Here is an 18,097-nt window from a genome sequence, read left to right as displayed (position 1 = left end):
AGCGAATAAAGGTTATGTTGCCCATAGCATGCTTGTAAGGTTGGCAATGGAAAGGAAGTGCGGGCGATGATGGATGAAGAGCTTGAACGAGTGGTGCAATCGCTGTGCGAAAGCAAGGCTGAAGAATTCCGGCTAATCGGTTACGAGCATGTCGAGGCGGAAGAGATTTGGTCCTGCGTAAGCAGCAAATATCAGAAAAACGGACAACCGGCGCTGCATGCGATCGTGAACGACATTTTGTCTCTTAAAGTGACGACTTTCATGAATCAGATGACGTTGGATGCGTATCGGGGAAGCCGTTTCTGATAAGAAACGGCGTTTTTTTTGACTGCATTTTGCCCACTCGGTATAATAGGACTATTGTGAATATAAGGGGGATCATCGGTTTATGAAAGGGAGCAGCAGGTTAATAGCCTTCCTGGGTATTATCGTCATTATGGCCGGCGTATTCGCTTGGACCACCCCGGGATTGGTCAAAGACATCAGGCTAGGATTGGATTTGAAGGGCGGTTTCGAAGTTCTGTACGAAGCTTCGCCGCTTGAAGGCGGAGAGAAAGTGACGCCTTCCTCTTTGAAGGAAACGAGCAAAAGCTTGGAGAAACGGATCGACGCGCAGGGCATCGCCGAGCCGGAAATCACGACGGAGGGCAGCAACCGAATTCGGATCAAGCTCGCCGGCGTAGAGAACGAAGATCAAGTGCGCGACATGCTCAAGAAGCCAGTCAATCTGACGTTCCGCGATCCTGACGGCAACGTCGTACTGAACGGTACGGATTTCGTGCAAAACGGTGCAGGCTTGCAGCGTGACGAATTCGGCAATCCGATTATTACAATTAAGCTGAAAGATGCAAAAAAGTTCGAGGACGTAACGACGAAGCTGACAGGCAAGACAATGTCGATCTACCTCGATGAAACACTGCTGTCCTCACCGATGGTTAACTACCCAATCAGCGGCGGTACGGCGCAAATTAGCGGCAGCTATACTTCTGAAGAAGCGACAAACCTCAAGGATACGATCAACCTCGGGGCGCTTCCGCTGAAGCTGACGGAGAAGTATACGCAAAGCGTCGGCGCGAAGCTCGGCCAGCAATCGCTTCACCAAACGGTAGAAGCAGGTCTGATCGGCTCCGGCATCATTCTCGTTCTACTTATTGCACTGTTCCGCATTCCGGGCGTTGTTGCGGGCATTACGGTCGTATCCTACGTATGGCTGCTGCTGCTCGTATTCAAGCTGATGAATGCTACGCTCACTTTGCCTGGCATCGCAGCATTCGTACTGGGTGTCGGTATGGCGGTTGACGCGAACATCATTATGTACGAACGGATCAAGGAAGAGATTCGCAGCGGCAAGAGCTTGCTGTCCTCGCTGAAGGCAGGTTCGAAGAACTCGCTTCGTACGATTATGGACGCTAACATTACGAACATTATCGCCAGCGTTGTTCTGTATGTCATCGGCAACGGAGCAATCCGCGGTTTTGCGCTGACGATGATCTTCAGTATTCTCGTCAGTATTCTTACGAACATTTTCTTCTCCCGTTTCCTTATTCATTTGCTCATTCGGAGCAATTTGTTTAAGAAACCGAGCTATTATGGCGTGAAGGAGGCGGAGATCCGTGCACTATAACGAACAGTACCATACGAAAATCCGCTTTGATTTTATTAAGCACCAGAAGAAGTTTTTCGGCGCTTCGCTCATTCTTGTCATACTGGGCATCGTATCGCTGCTCGTATTCCATATGAATCTCGGCGTTGACTTCAAGGCGGGTACGCACATGGATATCGAAGTCGGCGCGCCGATTACGAAAGAGCAAGCGGCGGACGCACTCGGCAAGCTTGGTTACAGCGACATTGAACTGACACTCGGCGGCGCAAGCAACCAGCGCGTATCCGTTCGGTTCGATGAAGTGCTTGAGCAGGCTAAAGTATCCGAAATTACAAAATCGTTCAAAACGCAATACGGCGACCAAGTGTCGGAAGAGGTAAACGTCGTATCGCCGGATATGGCGCAAGAGCTCGGCGTGAAGACAATCTACGCAATTATAATCGCGAGTATCGCGATTATGATTTATGTCATGATCCGTTTCGAATGGCGGTTCGCGCTTGCGGCTAACATTGCGATTCTGTACGACGCATTCGTCGTCATCGCGCTGTTCTCGATCTTCCGACTCGAAGTGAATCTGCCGTTCATTGCGGCGGTATTGACGACGATCGGTTATTCGATCAATGACAAAATCGTTATCTTCGACCGTATCCGCGAGAACCTTCGCTTCAGCAAGCAGAAGAACAAGGAGCAATTGGCCGAGCTGGTCAATGCGAGTCTGTGGCAAACGATGGCACGTAACATCTATACGGTTCTAACGGTATTGATTGTTGCAGTAAGCTTGTATTTGTTCGGCAGCGAATCGATCAAACTGTTCGCACTCGCGAAAATTATTGGTCTTGCGAGCGGTGCCTATTCGTCCGTCTGTATCGCAAGCCCGTTGTGGCTGATTCTGCGCGGTGACAAACAAAAGCCGGGCAAGACGGCGAAAGCACCGGTCGCTTCGTAAGAGGAGGCAGGTATGAGCGCTAATCGATTATCGGATAAACGGTTCTCCGCGATGAATGCGGGGATATGGGGTAATGGAGCATTGGCGCTTGGCAAGGCGGCTGTAGCGCTTTTATCGGGAAGTACGGCATTGATGGCGGATTCAATCCGGTCTGTCGCCGGTTGTGCCGAATCGCTTGCGGGCGGATATCGAGCCGATGAGAGCAGATTGCGCCGAAGTAAGAACACGCGTGATAGCAGTGGGGCGACTGCTGTTATTATCGTGTCAGCGATTACGCTGCTGCTTGGCGTCGAGATTGGACTCGAAGCGATGCGCAGCTTACGCAACGATTCCATTCCTGTTCCGGATTGGACGGCTGCCGCATTCGCCGCAGTTGCGCTGCTCTTGAAGGAATGGCTGCTGCCGTCTCCAGGACGGCAGCTGCTAGATCGGACTGCCTCGATCGTTGCGATCGTTGGTGCAGGAAGTTCCGCATATGGACGCTTCGCCGGCATATCGGCGTTGGAGCCGGCCGACTGCTGCGCCTCTATTATCATTGCTTTAATCGTGATTTACAAAGGGTACAGCTGCTTGCTGCAGCTTACCTTGTATAAACGCAATTCGATCGGAGCGGAGGAGCAAGCTTCCGAGCTTATGGAAGTGATCCAGCGCGTAGAAGGCGTCGTAACGGTCGAATCGCTTCGTGCCCGCGAACATGGACATTATATTGTTGTTCATATCATCATTAGCGTTAATCCGCGAATATCGGTACTGGAAGGCCATGAAATTGCCAAACGGGTGAAAGAGTTAATCATGAAACGGTTTATTCACGTGACCGAGACGACCGTTCATGTCGAGCCTTATGATCCGGGATACCCGTACAAATCGAATCATGATCCGAATCAAGAACATATGCCGACGCTGCTGCAATAGCCGCAGCGTCTTTCAATTGTGTAAGAAAAGGAGGCGACGCTGATGATCGAGTCCAGAACAAGATGGTCTCAGCCGGAATGGGATGAGCGGCGGGAGCAAGCGGCAGCTGCCATTATGCAGTCGCTGCAGCTTCCGCCGCTCGTCGCGCGTCTCTTGGTCGGGCGCGGCATCGAGACGACGAAGGAAGCCTCTGCTTTTATGCACGGCGACAAAGAACTGCTGCATGATCCGTACGAGCTTGCCGGCATGGAAGCAGCTGTTCAGCGCATTCGAAGCGCGCTGGAGCAGGGAGAACGAATTCGCATTTACGGAGATTACGACGCCGACGGCGTATCAAGCACGTCGCTTATGATTCATCTGCTTGAACGTCTGGGCGCGAATTTTGATTATTATATTCCGCACCGAACCCGAGAAGGCTATGGAATGAACAAGGGGGCAGTCGATCTCGCTGTATCGGCTGGCGTCGGTTTGATCGTGACCGTAGACACTGGCATTAGCGCTATGGAAGAGATCGAATATGCGAACAGCGTCGGCATCGATGTTATCGTGACCGATCACCATGAACCGCCTGAGCAACTGCCTGACGCTTACGCCATCGTTAATCCGAAACAGCCGGGATGCCCTTATCCGTACAAGTCACTGGCGGGAGTCGGGGTGGCATTCAAGCTGGCGACGGCACTGCTAGGCGAGCCGCCGGTCGACTTGGCCGATATCGCGGCGCTCGGCACGATCGCGGATGTGATGCCGCTGACCGGCGAGAACCGTGTGATCGTCAAACTCGGCTTGCAGACGATGGGGTCAGGCAGTCGGCCGGGCTTCGCGGCACTGGCCGAAACGGCTGGCGTTGATGTTGAGAAGATAACGGCGACGAACGTCGCTTTCGCGATGGCGCCTCGTATTAACGCAAGCGGCAGACTCGATCATGCGGATGGAGCGGTACAACTGCTGACGACGTCCGACAGGGAGTCGGCCGACCTGCTGGCTGCAAGACTGGATGCTTTGAACCGGGAGCGGCAGCTCATTGTAGAGGAAATTGTTGAGCAGGCGAAGCAGCAGTGGGCTGACAAATGTAAGGCAGCGGCTGATGCTGGCAGACCAGTGCCGTCTGTCATTGTCGTTGCCGGCGAAGGATGGAATGCGGGCGTTATAGGTATTGTCGCATCCAAGCTTCTGGACCGTCATTATAAACCGGCGGTTGTGCTCGGAATCGATCCGGAAACAGGTATGTGCAAAGGCTCAGCCCGCTCGATTGAGGGCTTCGATCTACATGCTGCAATGACGGAATGCGAGGAACTGTTCGACCATTTCGGAGGCCATCAGGCGGCGGCAGGCATGAGCCTGCACCGCGACAAGCTGGGCGCATTCGAGGCGAGCCTAGAGCGATCGGCGACCGAATGGCTGACGCCGGACGATTGGATTCCGAAGACGTTCATCGATCTTGCATGCGAGCTGAGCGAAGTCACACTGGCGACGATTGATCAGCTTGCGCAGCTCGAGCCATTCGGCGCAGGCAATCCGGCTCCGCGCATTCTGATCGCCGCTCAGCCGGTCGTCGACAAACGGACGATGGGCAAGGACAGCCGACATCTGCGGTTGACGGTAGGAAGCGGCAAATCGCGGATTGAAGCGGTCGGCTTCGGCTTTGGCGAATTATCAGAACGGATATCGCAAGGAGCCGAGGTTGACTTGATCGGCGAGCTGTCGGTGAACGAGTGGAACGGCAGCCGCAAGCCTCAATTAATGTTGCAAGATATGCGTATCGAGCAGCTGCAGCTGTTCGATTGGCGCGAGGAACGGGAACCGCATGCTTTGCTCCGCCGGCTGCTTGAAGCGTCGAACCGAAGCGGCCGTCCCGTTGCAATCGTAACGGCGGCAGAGTCTGCCGGCGAGACGGCGGCAGCCTGCGCAAGAATGGATGCCTCAGCTGATGTATACGCGCTATGGCAGTACGGCGGCGAACTTCCTGCCGATCATTCGCGCTATCGTGATTTGATCGTATATGGCACTCCGCCATCGGCACGTTCTTTGCAATTGGCGGTCGAACAACTGTCGGGCGTGCAATCGGTTCATTTGCTTTACCCGATGCGGCCGCAAAGCAAATCCGCTACCAAGACGGGTTTTCCAGAGCGGGCAGACTTCGGGGCTGTCTACCAGTCGCTTCGGAGAATGGGACGGGCTCAGCTAGGAGGGCTGCCGGAACGTATCGCTGAGGCGAGCGGTTGGCCGCTTGAGACGGCGGTGATGATGCTCGACGTTTTCGAGGAATTATCATTTATTCAGAAGGATAACGGCATTATGACGGTTGTGGACTCACCGGCCAAGACGGAGCTGTCCGCTTCAGATACGTACTGCAGATCGCAGCAGGAAGCAGCCATGAACGGCATTATATATGATTCTATTGAGTCATTCGCTCAGTTTATTACGAAAGGGAGATCTTCGTGACGAATTTCAAAGACCATATCCGCGTCATCCTTGATTACCCGCAGCCGGGCATCCGGTTCAAGGACATCACGACGCTGCTTCAGAACGGACCGGCATACCGGGAAGCGATCGAAGCGATGAAAGCGGCCGTCGAACATTTGAACATCGATGTCGTTGCAGGACCTGAAGCCCGCGGCTTCGTTGTAGGCGCTCCGCTTGCTATCGCTTTAGGTGTAGGCTTCGTGCCGATCCGGAAGCCGGGCAAATTGCCTTACGACACGATTGAAGCAAGCTACGATCTGGAGTACGGCAAGGACAGCCTCGCGATTCATACCGATGCGATCAAACCGGGACAACGCGTTCTGATTGCGGACGATCTGCTTGCAACAGGCGGCACGATTGCGACAACGATTAACTTGATCCGCCAACTGGGCGGCGAGGTCGTCGGCGCATCGTTCCTGATCGAGCTCGGGTACTTGCCGGGCCGGGAGAAGCTTGGCGGCGGAATTGAAGTGAATTCGCTGGTTACGTACTGATAATAGGGACGGCCCGTAAACGCGATTAGCGGTTGCGGGCTTTTTTGACGATATTAGCCTATACAGGTTTTCTCATGTACTAGAATGGCATCCGACATCGTTCGAGAGTTGACGCAGTGCCTGCATAGAAGGCATAATAGCTTTAATCCATTAATGTATTGTAATATGCGAGTACGGTTGGAAGTTTGAATAGGGTAAACGGGTACGTAAGACGAAGACGTAAGCGGCTCGTTTCGGAAAGGGACGTTGCATGGGCATAGAGCAGTTACTTGAAAAGGCATCGACCTATATGAAGGAACAGGATCTGCTGCGCGTGCGCGAGGCGTACGAGTTTGCGGAGCAGGCGCATTCCGGCCAAGTCCGCAAATCGGGAGAGCCGTATATTCTGCATCCTGTTGCCGTAGCCGATATTCTTGTCGACATGCAGATGGACGTCATGTCGATTATTGCGGCTTTGCTTCATGACGTCGTTGAAGATACGACAGTCGATCTTGGGGCGGTTCGAACCCGTTTCGGCGACACCTGCGCGATGCTTGTCGACGGGTTGACGAAGCTGGAGAAAATTAAGTTCCGGTCGAAAGAAGAGCAGCAGAACGAGAACTACCGCAAAATGTTCGTCGCCATGGCACAGGACATTCGGGTCATTCTGATCAAGCTCGCCGACCGGCTTCACAATATGCGCACGTTGAAGTTCCAATCGGAGGAAGCGCAGCGCCGGATTGCTTACGAGACGCTCGAAATATTTTGCCCGATTGCACATCGGCTCGGTATTAGCGCCATCAAGTGGGAGATGGAAGACATTGCGCTCCGCTACTTGAATCCGCAGCAATATTACCGGATCGCCAACTTAATGAAGAAGAAACGGACGGAGCGGGAGCAATATATCGCGGAAGTTATCGGACGGATTCAGGAGAAGCTCGACGAAATGGGCATCGAGGGCGATATTTCAGGGCGGCCGAAGCATATTTACAGCATCTACAAGAAAATGACGATGAAGAACAAGCAGTTCAACGAAATTTATGATCTGCTTGCTATTCGTATTATCGTGGACAATATTAAAGATTGTTACGCAACGCTTGGTATTATTCATACGCTATGGCGGCCGATGCCTGGTCGGTTCAAGGACTACATTGCTATGCCGAAGGCGAATATGTATCAGTCGCTTCACACGACTGTCATTGGACAAAACGGCGAGCCGACCGAGGTGCAAATCCGGACGTGGGACATGCACCGGACGAGCGAATACGGTGTTGCCGCGCACTGGGCTTATAAAGAAGGCGGCAATCACGTTGTCGCCGGCGGCAACTTCGAGGATAAAATGTCGTGGTTCCGCGAAATATTGGAGCTGCAGCAGGATGCGAAGGATGCGTCGGAGTTCGTCGAATCGTTGAAAATGGATTTCTTCTCAGATCTTGTATTCGTATTCACTCCGAAGGGCGAAGTATTCGAACTGCCAGCCGGCTCTGTGCCGCTTGACTTCGCTTACCGCGTCCATACGGAGGTCGGCAACCGGACGATCGGCGCTAAGGTGAACGGCCGCATCGTGCCGCTTGACCATAAGCTGAAGACCGGCGATATTGTCGAAATATTGACTTCCAAGCATTCGTACGGCCCGAGCCAGGATTGGGTCAAAATCGCGCAGTCGTCGCACGCCCGCAGCAAGATTAAGCAGTGGTTCAAGAAAGAGAAGCGCGAGGAGAACGTTGCCAAAGGGCGAGAGCTGCTTGAGCGAGAGATTAAGCGCCTCGGACTTGAAGCATCCGTCTGGCTGACGGACGATAAGCTGCAGGAGGTTGCGACGAAGTTTACCTTCAACGACGTCGAGGATATGCTGTCGGCGATCGGCTTTAACGGCATTACGGCTGCGCAAGTATGCTCGAAACTGACGGAGCGGCTACGCAGAGAAGCCGAGGAAGCGAGCTTGATCGAGCTGACGAGCGAGCCGCGCGAGATGAAATCGCCAGGCGCTCAGAAGAAGCGACCGAATTATGGCGTAACGGTCAAAGGTATCGACAATTTGCTCGTCCGATTCGCCCGCTGCTGCAATCCGGTTCCCGGAGATGAAATCATTGGCTACATTACACGCGGACGCGGCGTGTCCGTTCATCGGCTTGATTGTACGAACATTCCGGTCAGCGGCGAGGGAGAAGAAGCGGATCGCGTCATTGAGGTCGAATGGGAAGATTCGATCGAGGCGAACTACAGCGTCGATATCGAGATTACGGGACATGACCGCCGAGGCGTACTGAACGAGGTGCTGCAGGCTGTGTCCGAGAGCAAGACGAACATCTCGGCGGTGACGAGCCGTGCAGTCAAGAACAAGATGGCGATGATCCATATGACGATTCTGATTCGCAATGTTCAGCATTTGGAGTCGGTCGTCGAGAAGATCAAGCGGGTGAAAGATATTTATTCCGTTCAGCGGATTATGCAATAGCAGTAAGCGAGGGTTGTGCAGTGAGAATTGTTGTGCAGCGAAGCAAGCAAGCTTCGGTTGAGGTGGAAGGGAATATCGTCGGAGCGATCGACCAAGGGCTTGTGCTGCTTGTTGGCGTTACGCACGAAGACACAGAGGCAGACGCCAAGTGGCTTGCGGAAAAAGTAGCGGGACTGCGGATCTTCGAAGATGAGTCCGGCAAAATGAATTTGTCCGTTCAAGACATCGGCGGCGACATTTTGTCCATTTCGCAGTTTACGTTGTATGGCGACTGCCGCAAGGGCAAGCGGCCGAATTTTTTGTCTGCCGCGCGGCCGGAGCCTGCGGAAGCGCTGTATAACCGGTTTAACGAGCTGCTCCGGGCTTCCGGGCTGCGCGTGGAGACCGGAGTGTTCGGCGCGATGATGGACGTATCGCTCGTCAACTGGGGGCCGGTAACGCTTATACTGGACAGCAGAAGCGAGTAATCGGTCCGCACAACTGCGGTTAGATGAGCCATATTCGGAAACAATATCGGTAGAGTGCGCGCTTCGCGACTACTTACCGTATAGGAGTGTTTCCGATGCATCAATCGCGCAAGGAGCAAAGCATTCAGCGGGCGTCCAACAGACTGCTGTCGACGGACCGCAAGGAAGCGATGCTGCTCGACGAATGGGAAGACGATATGGAAGCCGCCGCCGAGTGGGCGCATGGTACGTTGCCGGCAAGACGGCACGGCAGGGAGCCGGGGGCCGATTAATTTAATGGAACCAGCCGGGTGCCTTCCGTAACGAGAAAGCGGATGAGTTGATTAATCAACTCATCCGCTTTTTTTATTCGTAGGGCAGTATTTATTAAATCAGACGGCATAACCCGAGAACGAGTTCATACGTTCATTATTCGTTCGTGCTCTCCGCTGCAGTTGTGCTGGAGTCGAGGATAATGACGCAGCGGGATTCCGGCTCCCATTGTACTTCGGCTTTGAATGCTTCGCCCAGGAAGCGCAGCGGCACCATAACGCGGCTGTCTTTCATTTTGCCGGGATATTCAATCGTGACTTTGCTGCCGTTAACCGTTGCGCTTTTGCTGCCGAGTACAATCTTGACTTCGACGCCATCGCGGGTAACGGTCACGGTTTGAGTTGCAGGATCCCACAGCACTTCAGCATCCAATGCTTCAGCAATAGCACGGAACGGAACGAGAGTATGGCCTGCTTCCACGACAGGAGCGACGTCAAATTGCAGTTCTTCTCCGTTAACGAAGGCGCCGATGTCTTTTTTGCCCAGCTTCTTGTTCAGCTTGCCCAGTTTTTTGTAAGCTTCGAGGTCAGAAGGGTTAACCAGTACATCCGCCATTCCTTGAACATATGCAGCGGCCTCTTTTTTGCCTTCGGCTTCAAGCTGTTTAGCTAAAGCCGACAAATCGGTGTTTGCTTCAATGGTCACGTCGATGCCGTATTTGGATTTGAGCAAACTCGCAATGCGCGCCCCGGCAGGCTTGTCTTTTACGTTCCCATACGCATTCAGCAGGCCGTGCGCGCCGCGATGTCCGTGACCGTAGACGGAATCCGTGACAGAGACGCCTTTGCCATGGCCATAGACGGAATCGGTCACAGAGACGCCTTTGCCTTTGCCGTTGTTGCCATAGACGGAACCGGTAACGGTGACGCCCTTGCCTTTACCGTTGTTGCCGTAAACAGCGTCGGTAACGGATGTGCCTTTGTCTTTATTTTTATCTTCGCCTTCATGGCTATTGCCGTTGCCTTTACCGGAGCTCGTAACCGTAGCATGTTCACCCGATTTACCGGAATGACTGTCGTTTCCGCCTCCTTTACCCCCTGGCGCTGCAAAAGCAGTGGATACCATCATACTGAATCCAAGTACTGCGGTCATCATCATTACTTTCTTGTTCATCATGCACTCTCCTGTTCGGTATGTATTTATTTGCCTACTTCACTAATATCGTTCGAAGTCGTTATTCGAATTAGGGTGGTTATTCTAAAAATAATAAAAAATAATAATGAAATTAATAATATTTCTATTTATATCGTTCAAATCAGGCTTAAGACTGTCACCGCTTTCATACGTAAACGCTTTATATTTTGTAATCTTATTGTAATGCTAATAACATCTTGTTTTAACATGACCGGTCTATACTAGAACTCGACCCCCTTTTTAATAATATATTTGGATAGCCTGCAGATTTGGTGCTGCAGGCTTTTTTCTGCCCATTAGGGCATATTAGAATCGCGGCTTGACTTCGCATGCAGAGCCGAGTAAAATTTAAAGGAATAAGTTGTCGATTCAATGATGGGACAGAGTACCCGCGTACACGTATCCAGAGAGAGACGCCTTGGCTGGAAGCGTCTTTATGGTGGCGGAGGGGAAAGACTTCCCGGAGAACGAATGGCGAACGGACGGATGGATGATCATGCTGCATAGCGGCGTTGGCATTTGAACCGTTGTCACTAGCCGTATCGCGTATAACGGGCGTTAACCGTTTGAAGCGGTTCTGCTTCGTATCCAACAAGCGTATAGCTGTTGGGATGAAGATTGGAGCCGGAATGTGGGTGGCACCACGGGAGACAAGCAGCAATCTCTCGTCCCTGACTGTTCGAGCAATCGAGCGTCGGGGGCGGGAGTTTTTTTTATTATTGAACAGAATCAGGGGGATTTACATGGCATTCCAGAAACCGCCGGGAACGCAGGACTTTCTGCCGGGCGCCGTAGAGCGCTGGCAGTTCGTTGAGAGCAAGGCGCGCGACATTTGCCGCCGCTTCAATTTCCGCGAAATCCGGACGCCGATCTTCGAAGCGACCGAACTGTTCCAACGCGGCGTCGGCGAGACGACGGATATCGTCGAGAAAGAAATGTATACGTTCACCGACCGCGGCGACCGCAGCTTGACACTTCGTCCGGAAGGAACAGCTGGCGCAGTTCGTGCCTTTGTCGAGAATAAATTGTACGGCGAGCCGGATCTGACGAAGCTGTACTACATCGGTCCGATGTTCCGTTATGAGCGTGCGCAGGCGGGACGTTACCGTCAGTTCCATCAGTTCGGCATCGAGGCGCTTGGCGCGGTCGATCCAGCGTTGGATGCGGAAGTCATCGCGCTTGGCTATACGTTCTATACTGAGGTCGGTCTCAAAGGCGTCCGTGTCGAAGTCAACTCTGTCGGTACGCCGGCGGTACGCGCCGCATTCCGCGAGCGGCTGCTAGCGTTCTTGGAACCGAAGCGCAGCCTGCTGTGCAAGGACTGCCAATCGCGTATCGACCGCAATCCGCTTCGCGTGCTTGACTGCAAGGTGGATCAGGCGCACTTCGAAGGCGCGCCTTCGATTATCGACAGCCTTGACGAGGAGTGCCAGACGCACTTCGAGAAGCTGCAAGCTTATTTGACCGATATGAACATTCCGTTCGATATTAATCCTCGTCTCGTACGCGGTCTGGACTACTACACGCATACAGCGTTCGAGTACAAGGCGGAAGGCATCGGCGCGATTGATACAATCGGCGGCGGCGGCCGTTACAACGGGCTCGTAGCAGAGATCGGCGGTCCGGACCAACCGGGCGTCGGACTTGGTCTGGGGCTAGAGCGGACGGTCATGTTGCTGGAACACCAGCATACGGAACTGCCTGATCTGCATGCGGTCGATGCTTATGTCATTGCGCTTGGAGAAGCAGCGGAACGGGAAACGGCGAAGCTCATTCACGGGATGCGGCTTGAAGGCCTGTCCGTCGAGCGCGATTACCAAGGCCGCAAAATGAAGGCGCAGATGAAGTCGGCGGACCGGTTGAAGGCGCGCTTCACGGCTATTCTCGGCGACGATGAACTGGCCCGCGGCGAAATCGCCTTGAAACATATGGCGACTGGCGAGCAGCGGTTCGTACCGCTTAATCAATTAGCCGATGAGATTAAGAAGAGCAAATAAGCAGCTTAAGACAACCCAATACTATGATAGAGGAGAATGATTCCCCATGATGTTGAAAACTCATTCCTGCGGTACATTGACGAAAACCGATGTTGGCCAAGTCGTTACGCTGAACGGCTGGGTACAGCGCCGTCGCGACCTTGGCGGCGTATTGTTCATCGATCTTCGCGACCGTACCGGTCTTGTCCAAACGGTATTCAACCCGGATTTCTCCGGCGCAGCACTCGAAATCGCTGACAAAGCTCGCAACGAGTTCGTGCTTGCCGTTCGCGGCAAAGTTGTCGAGCGCGATCCGGAAACGTTCAACGCCAATATTGCGACAGGCGAGATCGAAATCCGCGTAACCGAAATCGAAATTATGAACTCGGCGAAGACGCCTCCGTTCCCAATTGAAGACGGTGTAGAAGTCGACGAGCCGCTTCGTCTGAAGCACCGTTATCTTGACCTTCGCCGTCCAGAGATGCAGCGTACGATGCTGCTCCGTTCGAAGACGACGAAAGTATTCCGCGACTTCCTTGACGCAGAAGGCTTCCTCGATGTAGAAACGCCGATTCTGACGAAGAGTACGCCGGAAGGCGCGCGCGATTACCTCGTACCGAGCCGTGTGCATCCGGAAGAGTTCTACGCGCTGCCGCAATCGCCGCAAATATTCAAACAGCTGCTGATGGTCGGCGGTCTGGAGCGCTACTACCAAGTAGCTCGCTGCTTCCGCGACGAAGACCTTCGTGCTGACCGTCAACCGGAGTTCACGCAGGTGGACATCGAGACGTCGTTCCTGTCGCAGGATCAACTGCTCGGCATGATGGAGCAACTGATGGCACGCATTTTCCGCGAGACGGTAGGCGTCGAAATCCCGTTGCCGTTCCAACGGATTACGTATGCTGAAGCAATGGACAAATACGGCTCCGACAAGCCGGACCTCCGCTTCGATCTGGAAATTAAGAACATTACCGATATCGTTGCAAGCAGCGACGTCAAAGTATTCGCATCCGTTGCAGCTTCCGGCGGCGAAGTTAAAGCGCTGAACGCGAAAGGCTGCGCAAGCTGGAGCCGTAAGGAACTCGACGACCTGCAACCGTTCGCTGCCCGCTACGGAGGCAAAGGCCTTGCATGGATCACGGTGAAGGACGGCGAATGGAGAGGTCCGATCGTTAAGTTCCTGAAACCGGAAGAAATCGAAGCGCTGACGGAGCGTCTGGGCGTTGAAGAAGGCGATTTGCTGACGTTCTCGGCTGACAAGCCGAAAGTCGTCGCTGATGTCCTTGGCAACCTGCGTCTGAAGCTGGGCCGCGATCTTGGCCTGATCGATGAATCGAAATTCAAGTTCCTGTGGGTTGTGGACTTCCCGCTGCTCGAGTGGGACGAAGATGCGAAACGTTATGTCGCGATGCACCATCCGTTCACGCGTCCGAACGACGACGATTTGGCGCTGCTCGAGACAGATCCAGGCAAAGTGCGCGCGCAAGCATATGACATCGTGCTCAACGGCTACGAAATCGGCGGCGGCTCGATGCGGATCTACAAGCGCGACGTGCAAGAGCTTATGTTCAAGACGCTCGGCTTCTCGATGGAGCAAGCGAATGAACAATTCGGCTTCTTGCTCGAAGCGTTCGAGTATGGTACTCCGCCGCACGGCGGCATCGCGTTCGGTCTGGACCGTCTCGTTATGCTGCTGACGGGCCGTTCGAACCTGCGTGAGACGATTGCCTTCCCTAAGACGGCAAGCGCAACCGACGTTATGGTCGACGCTCCGTCGCAAGTCGAGCTGTCACAACTGGAGCAGCTGCATATCCGCACGGTACCTAAGCCAAGCTCGAAGCCGGCTGCCGCTGCTGCTGCAGGTGCGCCTCAAGCGTAATTAGATACAGGATCGTAAGGTGTTTCCCGCCTGGCCGGCGGCAGCAATAGCTGCCGGCTAGAGCGGACCGTCCGGCAATTAGCCCGTCTGCCACACGAGCAGATGAGCTTTTTGCCGGACATTTTCCGTATATACGGACCTATCCTACATAGCATGAGGAGGCCTGATAATATGCTGCATCAATTCTCGCGAACAGAGCTTTCGATCGGTCCGGAAGGACTCGAAGCGCTCAAAGGCAGCACGGTAGCCGTGCTCGGTATCGGCGGAGTCGGCTCGATCGCGGCGGAAGCGCTGGCGCGTACAGGCGTCGGCCGCATTATTCTAATCGATAAAGACGTCGTAGACATTACGAACATCAATCGCCAGATTCACGCGCTGACGACGACGGTCGGCCAGCCGAAAGCGGACCTTATGCGTGACCGAATCAAACTCATTAACCCTGAATGCGACGCTATTTCGTTGCGCATGTTCTATACCGAGGAGACGTACGAGCAGCTGTTCGACTATGAGCTGGATTACGTGCTTGACGCATCGGATACGATCGGCTACAAAATTCATCTCATTAAGCAGTGCCTGGAACGCAAGATTCCGATGATCTCCAGCATGGGCGCCGCGAACAAAATGGATCCGACGAAGTTCCAGGTCGTCGATATCAGCAAGACGCATACCGATCCGATCGCGCGCGTCGTGCGGACGAAACTGCGCAAGGACGGCATCAAGAAAGGTGTCAAAGTCGTCTTCTCGTCGGAGGAGCCGATGAAGCCGCGCGAAGACGTGACGCAGCGGATCGTGCCGGACAACGCGCCGGAAATCCGCAAGGCGCAGCAGCCGCCCGCCAGCAATGCATTCGTTCCGCCGGTTGCGGGGCTGATTATGGTCAGCGTCTGCATCAAGGAACTGCTAGAGGCGAAAGCCAAGAAGCAGCAGGGCGAGGGCGGCAACGCTTAATGGCAGACCTTGCGCTGCTGAAGAGTGAGGAGACAAGGCAGAAGCGTGGCAAGGCTGCCGTCGAGAAACTGTCGGTCAGCTTGAAACGGCCGAGCGACAGGGGTTAAACAGGAAGAGCTGACTGATTGCCGTATTGGCAGACCAGTCGGCTTTTTTGCTATTTGGGAAGGGCGCTGCACGACTTGGCCCGGCAGGAAATGGTATGGCAAGGCATAGCATGGCATGGCATGGGCATTCCAGCACGATAGATGCCTTAATGCAATTTTGATGGGACGAATTAGGTGTTCAGAAGTTCGTGGTGGGGTTCGTTGTAATTTGTACAATGAATAGTGCCTCATAGGGCTAAACTAACTTGCTTTATTGCATTCTGTACAATCGGAATATGCGTGAACAAGCGATATTAGCTGTTTTGGAGATGTTGAGGCCTTTTTTCGTTGTATGAAATACATTGAACGGTCCTGCCTAGTCAAATCTGAAGCTTCTCATTGTACGTAATGCACTGAGAAATGAGAGACCATCCAATCGAACAAATGTGCGGATTATAGGCCGATATGCTAAAATAAAGATAGTATATGGAACGAAGGAGCTGCAGCCATCATGGATTTATTCAGCTTTGGGGAGGAGCAGGCGCCGAAGGCGAGGCTGCTTGCGGACCGGATGCGTCCCGAAACGCTGGACGATTATATCGGGCAAGAGCATATCGTTGGACAGGGCAAGCTGCTAAGGCGAGCGATTGAGGGCGACCGGGTATCGTCGATCATCCTGTACGGTCCTCCGGGATGCGGCAAGACGACTTTAGCTCATATTATATCGAGGCGGACAGAAGCCGATTTCGTAAAGCTGAACGCGGTCGATGCGTCGGTTAAAGATGTTCGTGACGTGATCGACCGGGCGAAATCAGCTAAGTCGCTGTACGGACGCCAGACGATTCTATTTCTAGACGAGGTGCACCGGTTCAACTCTTCGCGGCAGGATGCGCTTCTGCCGGCTGTAGAGCAGGGTGTTATTATATTTATTGGTGCAACTACGGAAAACCCGTTTCATTATGTGAACGGGGCATTACTGTCCCGGTCTACGTTATTCCAGCTCGAGCCTCTAACGAAGAAGCATGCCCGTGAAGCGATGCTTCGGGCACTGTCTGATGCGGGGCGCGGACTAGGCTTTATGCGGCTGCAGGTGGACGAGGATGCGCTTGATCATATTGCGCAGACGGCAGGAGGCGACATCCGCCGGGCGCTCAACGCACTTGAGATCGCGGCGGTCACGACTCCGTCCGAGCCGGATGGTTCCGTCCATCTTACGCTTGAAGTCGCGCAGGAATCGGTCCGCAAGCCGCTTGCGAAGGCTGATGAATCGACGCAATATGATGTGCTGTCCGCATTCCACAAAAGTGTGCGCGGCTCTAGCGACGCCGCATTATTTTGGTTTCTCTATGCGGTAGAGAAGCTTGGGATGGAGCCGATGACGTTCCTTCGGCGTCTCATTGTCGCATGCAGCGAGGACATCGGACTTGCGAATCCGCAAGCGATGGTGCAGGCGACGACGGCACTTGAAGCCTATCGTAAAATCGGTTGGCCGGAGGCGAAGTACAACATCGCACAGGCGATTTTGTTTGCGGTTGAAAGTCCAAAGTCGAATGCAACCACAATGGCGATAGGCAAAGCAATGAGCATCATTGAACAGTCGGGCACGTTAGAAGTGCCGCTTCATCTACGTGATGCGCACTACAAAGGCGCAGTGAAGCTTGGACATGTCGGCTATCAATATCCGCATGATTTCCCGGGCAATTATGTAACCCAACAATACTTGCCGGACTCGCTTCATGGCCAGCATTTCTACGACGCCTCCGAGCAGGGCATGGAAGATAAGATCCGCCAGAACCAGCAGCTTAGACGGAATAAGGATAAACGGACGACGAAGTAACCAGTCGCTTCACCAAAGCCGGCACCAAATCCATCAGCACAAAGTCATCACCCAATGTATCACCAAAACCAGCACCAGCACCAGCACCAGAACCAGATCCAGATCCAGATCCAGACCAGCACAACACCAAAATCATAATCACAAAGACATCACCAAAACCAACAACACAATACATCACCAAATGTATCACCATAATAAACACCAAAACGATCACCAAAGCCATCATCAACGCCATCACCAACACTAGGCAAGCAGCAACGGAATATATCCGTTGCTGCTTTTTTGTTGTCTTCAAATGAAGTGGCAGGTGCTCGAACTGGAGCTTGCCCGGAGGGCGCGCGGGTCGTTGCAGAGAGAAGATAAGGAGCGGCTGTGTAACTCGAACGTTATCTGGATAGGTAGCAAGGGAACGGTAAAATGGAGCTTGTCCGAAGGGGATGCGAGTCGAAGTGCTTAGAAAATAGGGAGCGTCTCTGCTGCGTTAAACGTTATTCTGTCCGGGGGTCCAGGGGGATGGAATCCCTTGGGGTCCTCCCTTTGAAGGGAGGATTTAGGTGGGTAGGAAAATGATTTAGATGGTTAGAAAGTTGAAGTTGAATTTGA

15 protein-coding genes are annotated in these 18,097 nt (G+C 53.5%); 13 read left to right on the top strand and 2 right to left on the bottom strand.

The window, feature by feature from the left end:
• Nucleotides 1–66 precede the first annotated feature (66 nt).
• From PKO01S_RS02335 to PKO01S_RS28645, 9 genes are all read left to right on the top strand, one after another.
• On the top strand, nt 67–306 hold the full coding sequence (locus PKO01S_RS02335; RefSeq protein WP_164779443.1) for a post-transcriptional regulator: 240 nt from the start codon (nt 67–69) through the stop codon (nt 304–306).
• Nucleotides 307–388: 82 nt separating this feature from the next.
• Entirely contained in the window at nt 389–1,624 is a 1,236-nt protein-coding gene (gene secD, locus PKO01S_RS02330) for a protein translocase subunit SecD (protein ID WP_127529681.1), read from the top strand.
• The gene (gene secF / locus PKO01S_RS02325) at nt 1,614–2,549 is read left to right on the top strand and encodes a protein translocase subunit SecF (RefSeq protein WP_127529680.1); all 936 of its coding nucleotides are present in this window, start codon (nt 1,614–1,616) and stop codon (nt 2,547–2,549) included. Before secD ends, secF begins: the two co-directional genes overlap by 11 nt.
• A gap of 12 nt (nt 2,550–2,561) precedes the next feature.
• Nucleotides 2,562–3,461, top strand: coding sequence for a cation diffusion facilitator family transporter (locus tag PKO01S_RS02320; RefSeq protein WP_127529679.1), 900 nt, complete (start codon nt 2,562–2,564; stop codon nt 3,459–3,461).
• 42 nt (nt 3,462–3,503) lie between these two features.
• On the top strand, nt 3,504–5,903 hold the full coding sequence (recJ, locus tag PKO01S_RS02315; RefSeq protein ID WP_127529678.1) for a single-stranded-DNA-specific exonuclease RecJ: 2,400 nt from the start codon (nt 3,504–3,506) through the stop codon (nt 5,901–5,903).
• Nucleotides 5,900–6,418, top strand: a complete 519-nt coding sequence (locus tag PKO01S_RS02310; RefSeq protein ID WP_407669614.1) for an adenine phosphoribosyltransferase — start codon at nt 5,900–5,902, stop codon at nt 6,416–6,418. The genes recJ and PKO01S_RS02310 overlap by 4 nt, the downstream gene beginning before the upstream one ends.
• Nucleotides 6,419–6,668: 250 nt before the next feature.
• Nucleotides 6,669–8,855 (top strand): RelA/SpoT family protein, encoded by a 2,187-nt coding sequence (locus PKO01S_RS02305; RefSeq protein ID WP_127529676.1) that lies wholly within the window; start codon nt 6,669–6,671, stop codon nt 8,853–8,855.
• 20 nt (nt 8,856–8,875) lie between these two features.
• On the top strand, nt 8,876–9,322 hold the full coding sequence (gene dtd / locus PKO01S_RS02300) for a D-aminoacyl-tRNA deacylase (protein ID WP_127529675.1): 447 nt from the start codon (nt 8,876–8,878) through the stop codon (nt 9,320–9,322).
• 95 nt (nt 9,323–9,417) lie between these two features.
• Complete coding sequence (locus PKO01S_RS28645) at nt 9,418–9,594, top strand: hypothetical protein (protein WP_164779442.1); 177 nt, start codon at nt 9,418–9,420, stop codon at nt 9,592–9,594.
• Between the two features lie 136 nt (nt 9,595–9,730).
• On the opposite strand, the gene PKO01S_RS02295 is transcribed toward PKO01S_RS28645, so the two are convergent.
• Entirely contained in the window at nt 9,731–10,747 is a 1,017-nt protein-coding gene (locus tag PKO01S_RS02295; protein WP_164779441.1) for a copper amine oxidase N-terminal domain-containing protein, read from the bottom strand.
• 764 nt (nt 10,748–11,511) lie between these two features.
• On the opposite strand from PKO01S_RS02295, the gene hisS reads away from it, so the two are divergent.
• The 4 genes from hisS to PKO01S_RS02275 all read left to right on the top strand — a co-directional run bounded on the left by hisS (nt 11,512) and on the right by PKO01S_RS02275 (nt 17,494).
• A complete protein-coding gene (hisS, locus tag PKO01S_RS02290; RefSeq protein ID WP_127529673.1) occupies nt 11,512–12,765 on the top strand; it encodes a histidine--tRNA ligase in 1,254 nt (417 codons plus the stop codon).
• Between the two features lie 46 nt (nt 12,766–12,811).
• A complete protein-coding gene (gene aspS / locus PKO01S_RS02285) occupies nt 12,812–14,623 on the top strand; it encodes an aspartate--tRNA ligase (protein WP_127529672.1) in 1,812 nt (603 codons plus the stop codon).
• Between the two features lie 171 nt (nt 14,624–14,794).
• Nucleotides 14,795–15,571, top strand: coding sequence for a tRNA threonylcarbamoyladenosine dehydratase (locus PKO01S_RS02280; RefSeq protein ID WP_127529671.1), 777 nt, complete (start codon nt 14,795–14,797; stop codon nt 15,569–15,571).
• Nucleotides 15,572–16,168: 597 nt separating this feature from the next.
• Entirely contained in the window at nt 16,169–17,494 is a 1,326-nt protein-coding gene (locus PKO01S_RS02275) for a replication-associated recombination protein A (RefSeq protein ID WP_127529670.1), read from the top strand.
• On the opposite strand, the gene PKO01S_RS02270 is transcribed toward PKO01S_RS02275, so the two are convergent.
• Complete coding sequence (locus PKO01S_RS02270) at nt 17,460–17,720, bottom strand: hypothetical protein (protein WP_127529669.1); 261 nt, start codon at nt 17,718–17,720, stop codon at nt 17,460–17,462. The two genes, PKO01S_RS02275 and PKO01S_RS02270, sit on opposite strands and share 35 nt — an antisense overlap.
• Nucleotides 17,721–18,097 lie beyond the last annotated feature (377 nt).

The sequence above is a fragment of the Paenibacillus kobensis NBRC 15729 genome (genome assembly GCF_004000825.1).
Taxonomy (GTDB): Bacteria; Bacillota; Bacilli; order Paenibacillales; family Paenibacillaceae; genus Paenibacillus_T; species Paenibacillus_T kobensis.
Note: the sequence above shows the minus strand (reverse complement) of the source record. Positions and strands in the feature narration are given on the sequence as shown.

Excerpts from the sequence above, each read along its gene's own strand:
- PKO01S_RS02335 (WP_164779443.1), top strand. The coding sequence starts at position 67 with ATGATGGATGAAGAGCTTGAACGAGTGGTGCAATCGCTGTGCGAAAGC.
- hisS (WP_127529673.1), top strand. The coding sequence starts at position 11,512 with ATGGCATTCCAGAAACCGCCGGGAACGCAGGACTTTCTGCCGGGCGCC.
- PKO01S_RS02275 (WP_127529670.1), top strand. The coding sequence starts at position 16,169 with ATGGATTTATTCAGCTTTGGGGAGGAGCAGGCGCCGAAGGCGAGGCTG.
- secD (WP_127529681.1), top strand. The coding sequence starts at position 389 with ATGAAAGGGAGCAGCAGGTTAATAGCCTTCCTGGGTATTATCGTCATT.
- PKO01S_RS02320 (WP_127529679.1), top strand. The coding sequence starts at position 2,562 with ATGAGCGCTAATCGATTATCGGATAAACGGTTCTCCGCGATGAATGCG.
- recJ (WP_127529678.1), top strand. The coding sequence starts at position 3,504 with ATGATCGAGTCCAGAACAAGATGGTCTCAGCCGGAATGGGATGAGCGG.
- PKO01S_RS02305 (WP_127529676.1), top strand. The coding sequence starts at position 6,669 with ATGGGCATAGAGCAGTTACTTGAAAAGGCATCGACCTATATGAAGGAA.
- PKO01S_RS02295 (WP_164779441.1), bottom strand. The coding sequence starts at position 10,747 with ATGAACAAGAAAGTAATGATGATGACCGCAGTACTTGGATTCAGTATG.
- PKO01S_RS28645 (WP_164779442.1), top strand. The coding sequence starts at position 9,418 with ATGCATCAATCGCGCAAGGAGCAAAGCATTCAGCGGGCGTCCAACAGA.
- PKO01S_RS02280 (WP_127529671.1), top strand. The coding sequence starts at position 14,795 with ATGCTGCATCAATTCTCGCGAACAGAGCTTTCGATCGGTCCGGAAGGA.
- aspS (WP_127529672.1), top strand. The coding sequence starts at position 12,812 with ATGATGTTGAAAACTCATTCCTGCGGTACATTGACGAAAACCGATGTT.
- PKO01S_RS02270 (WP_127529669.1), bottom strand. The coding sequence starts at position 17,720 with ATGATGGCTTTGGTGATCGTTTTGGTGTTTATTATGGTGATACATTTG.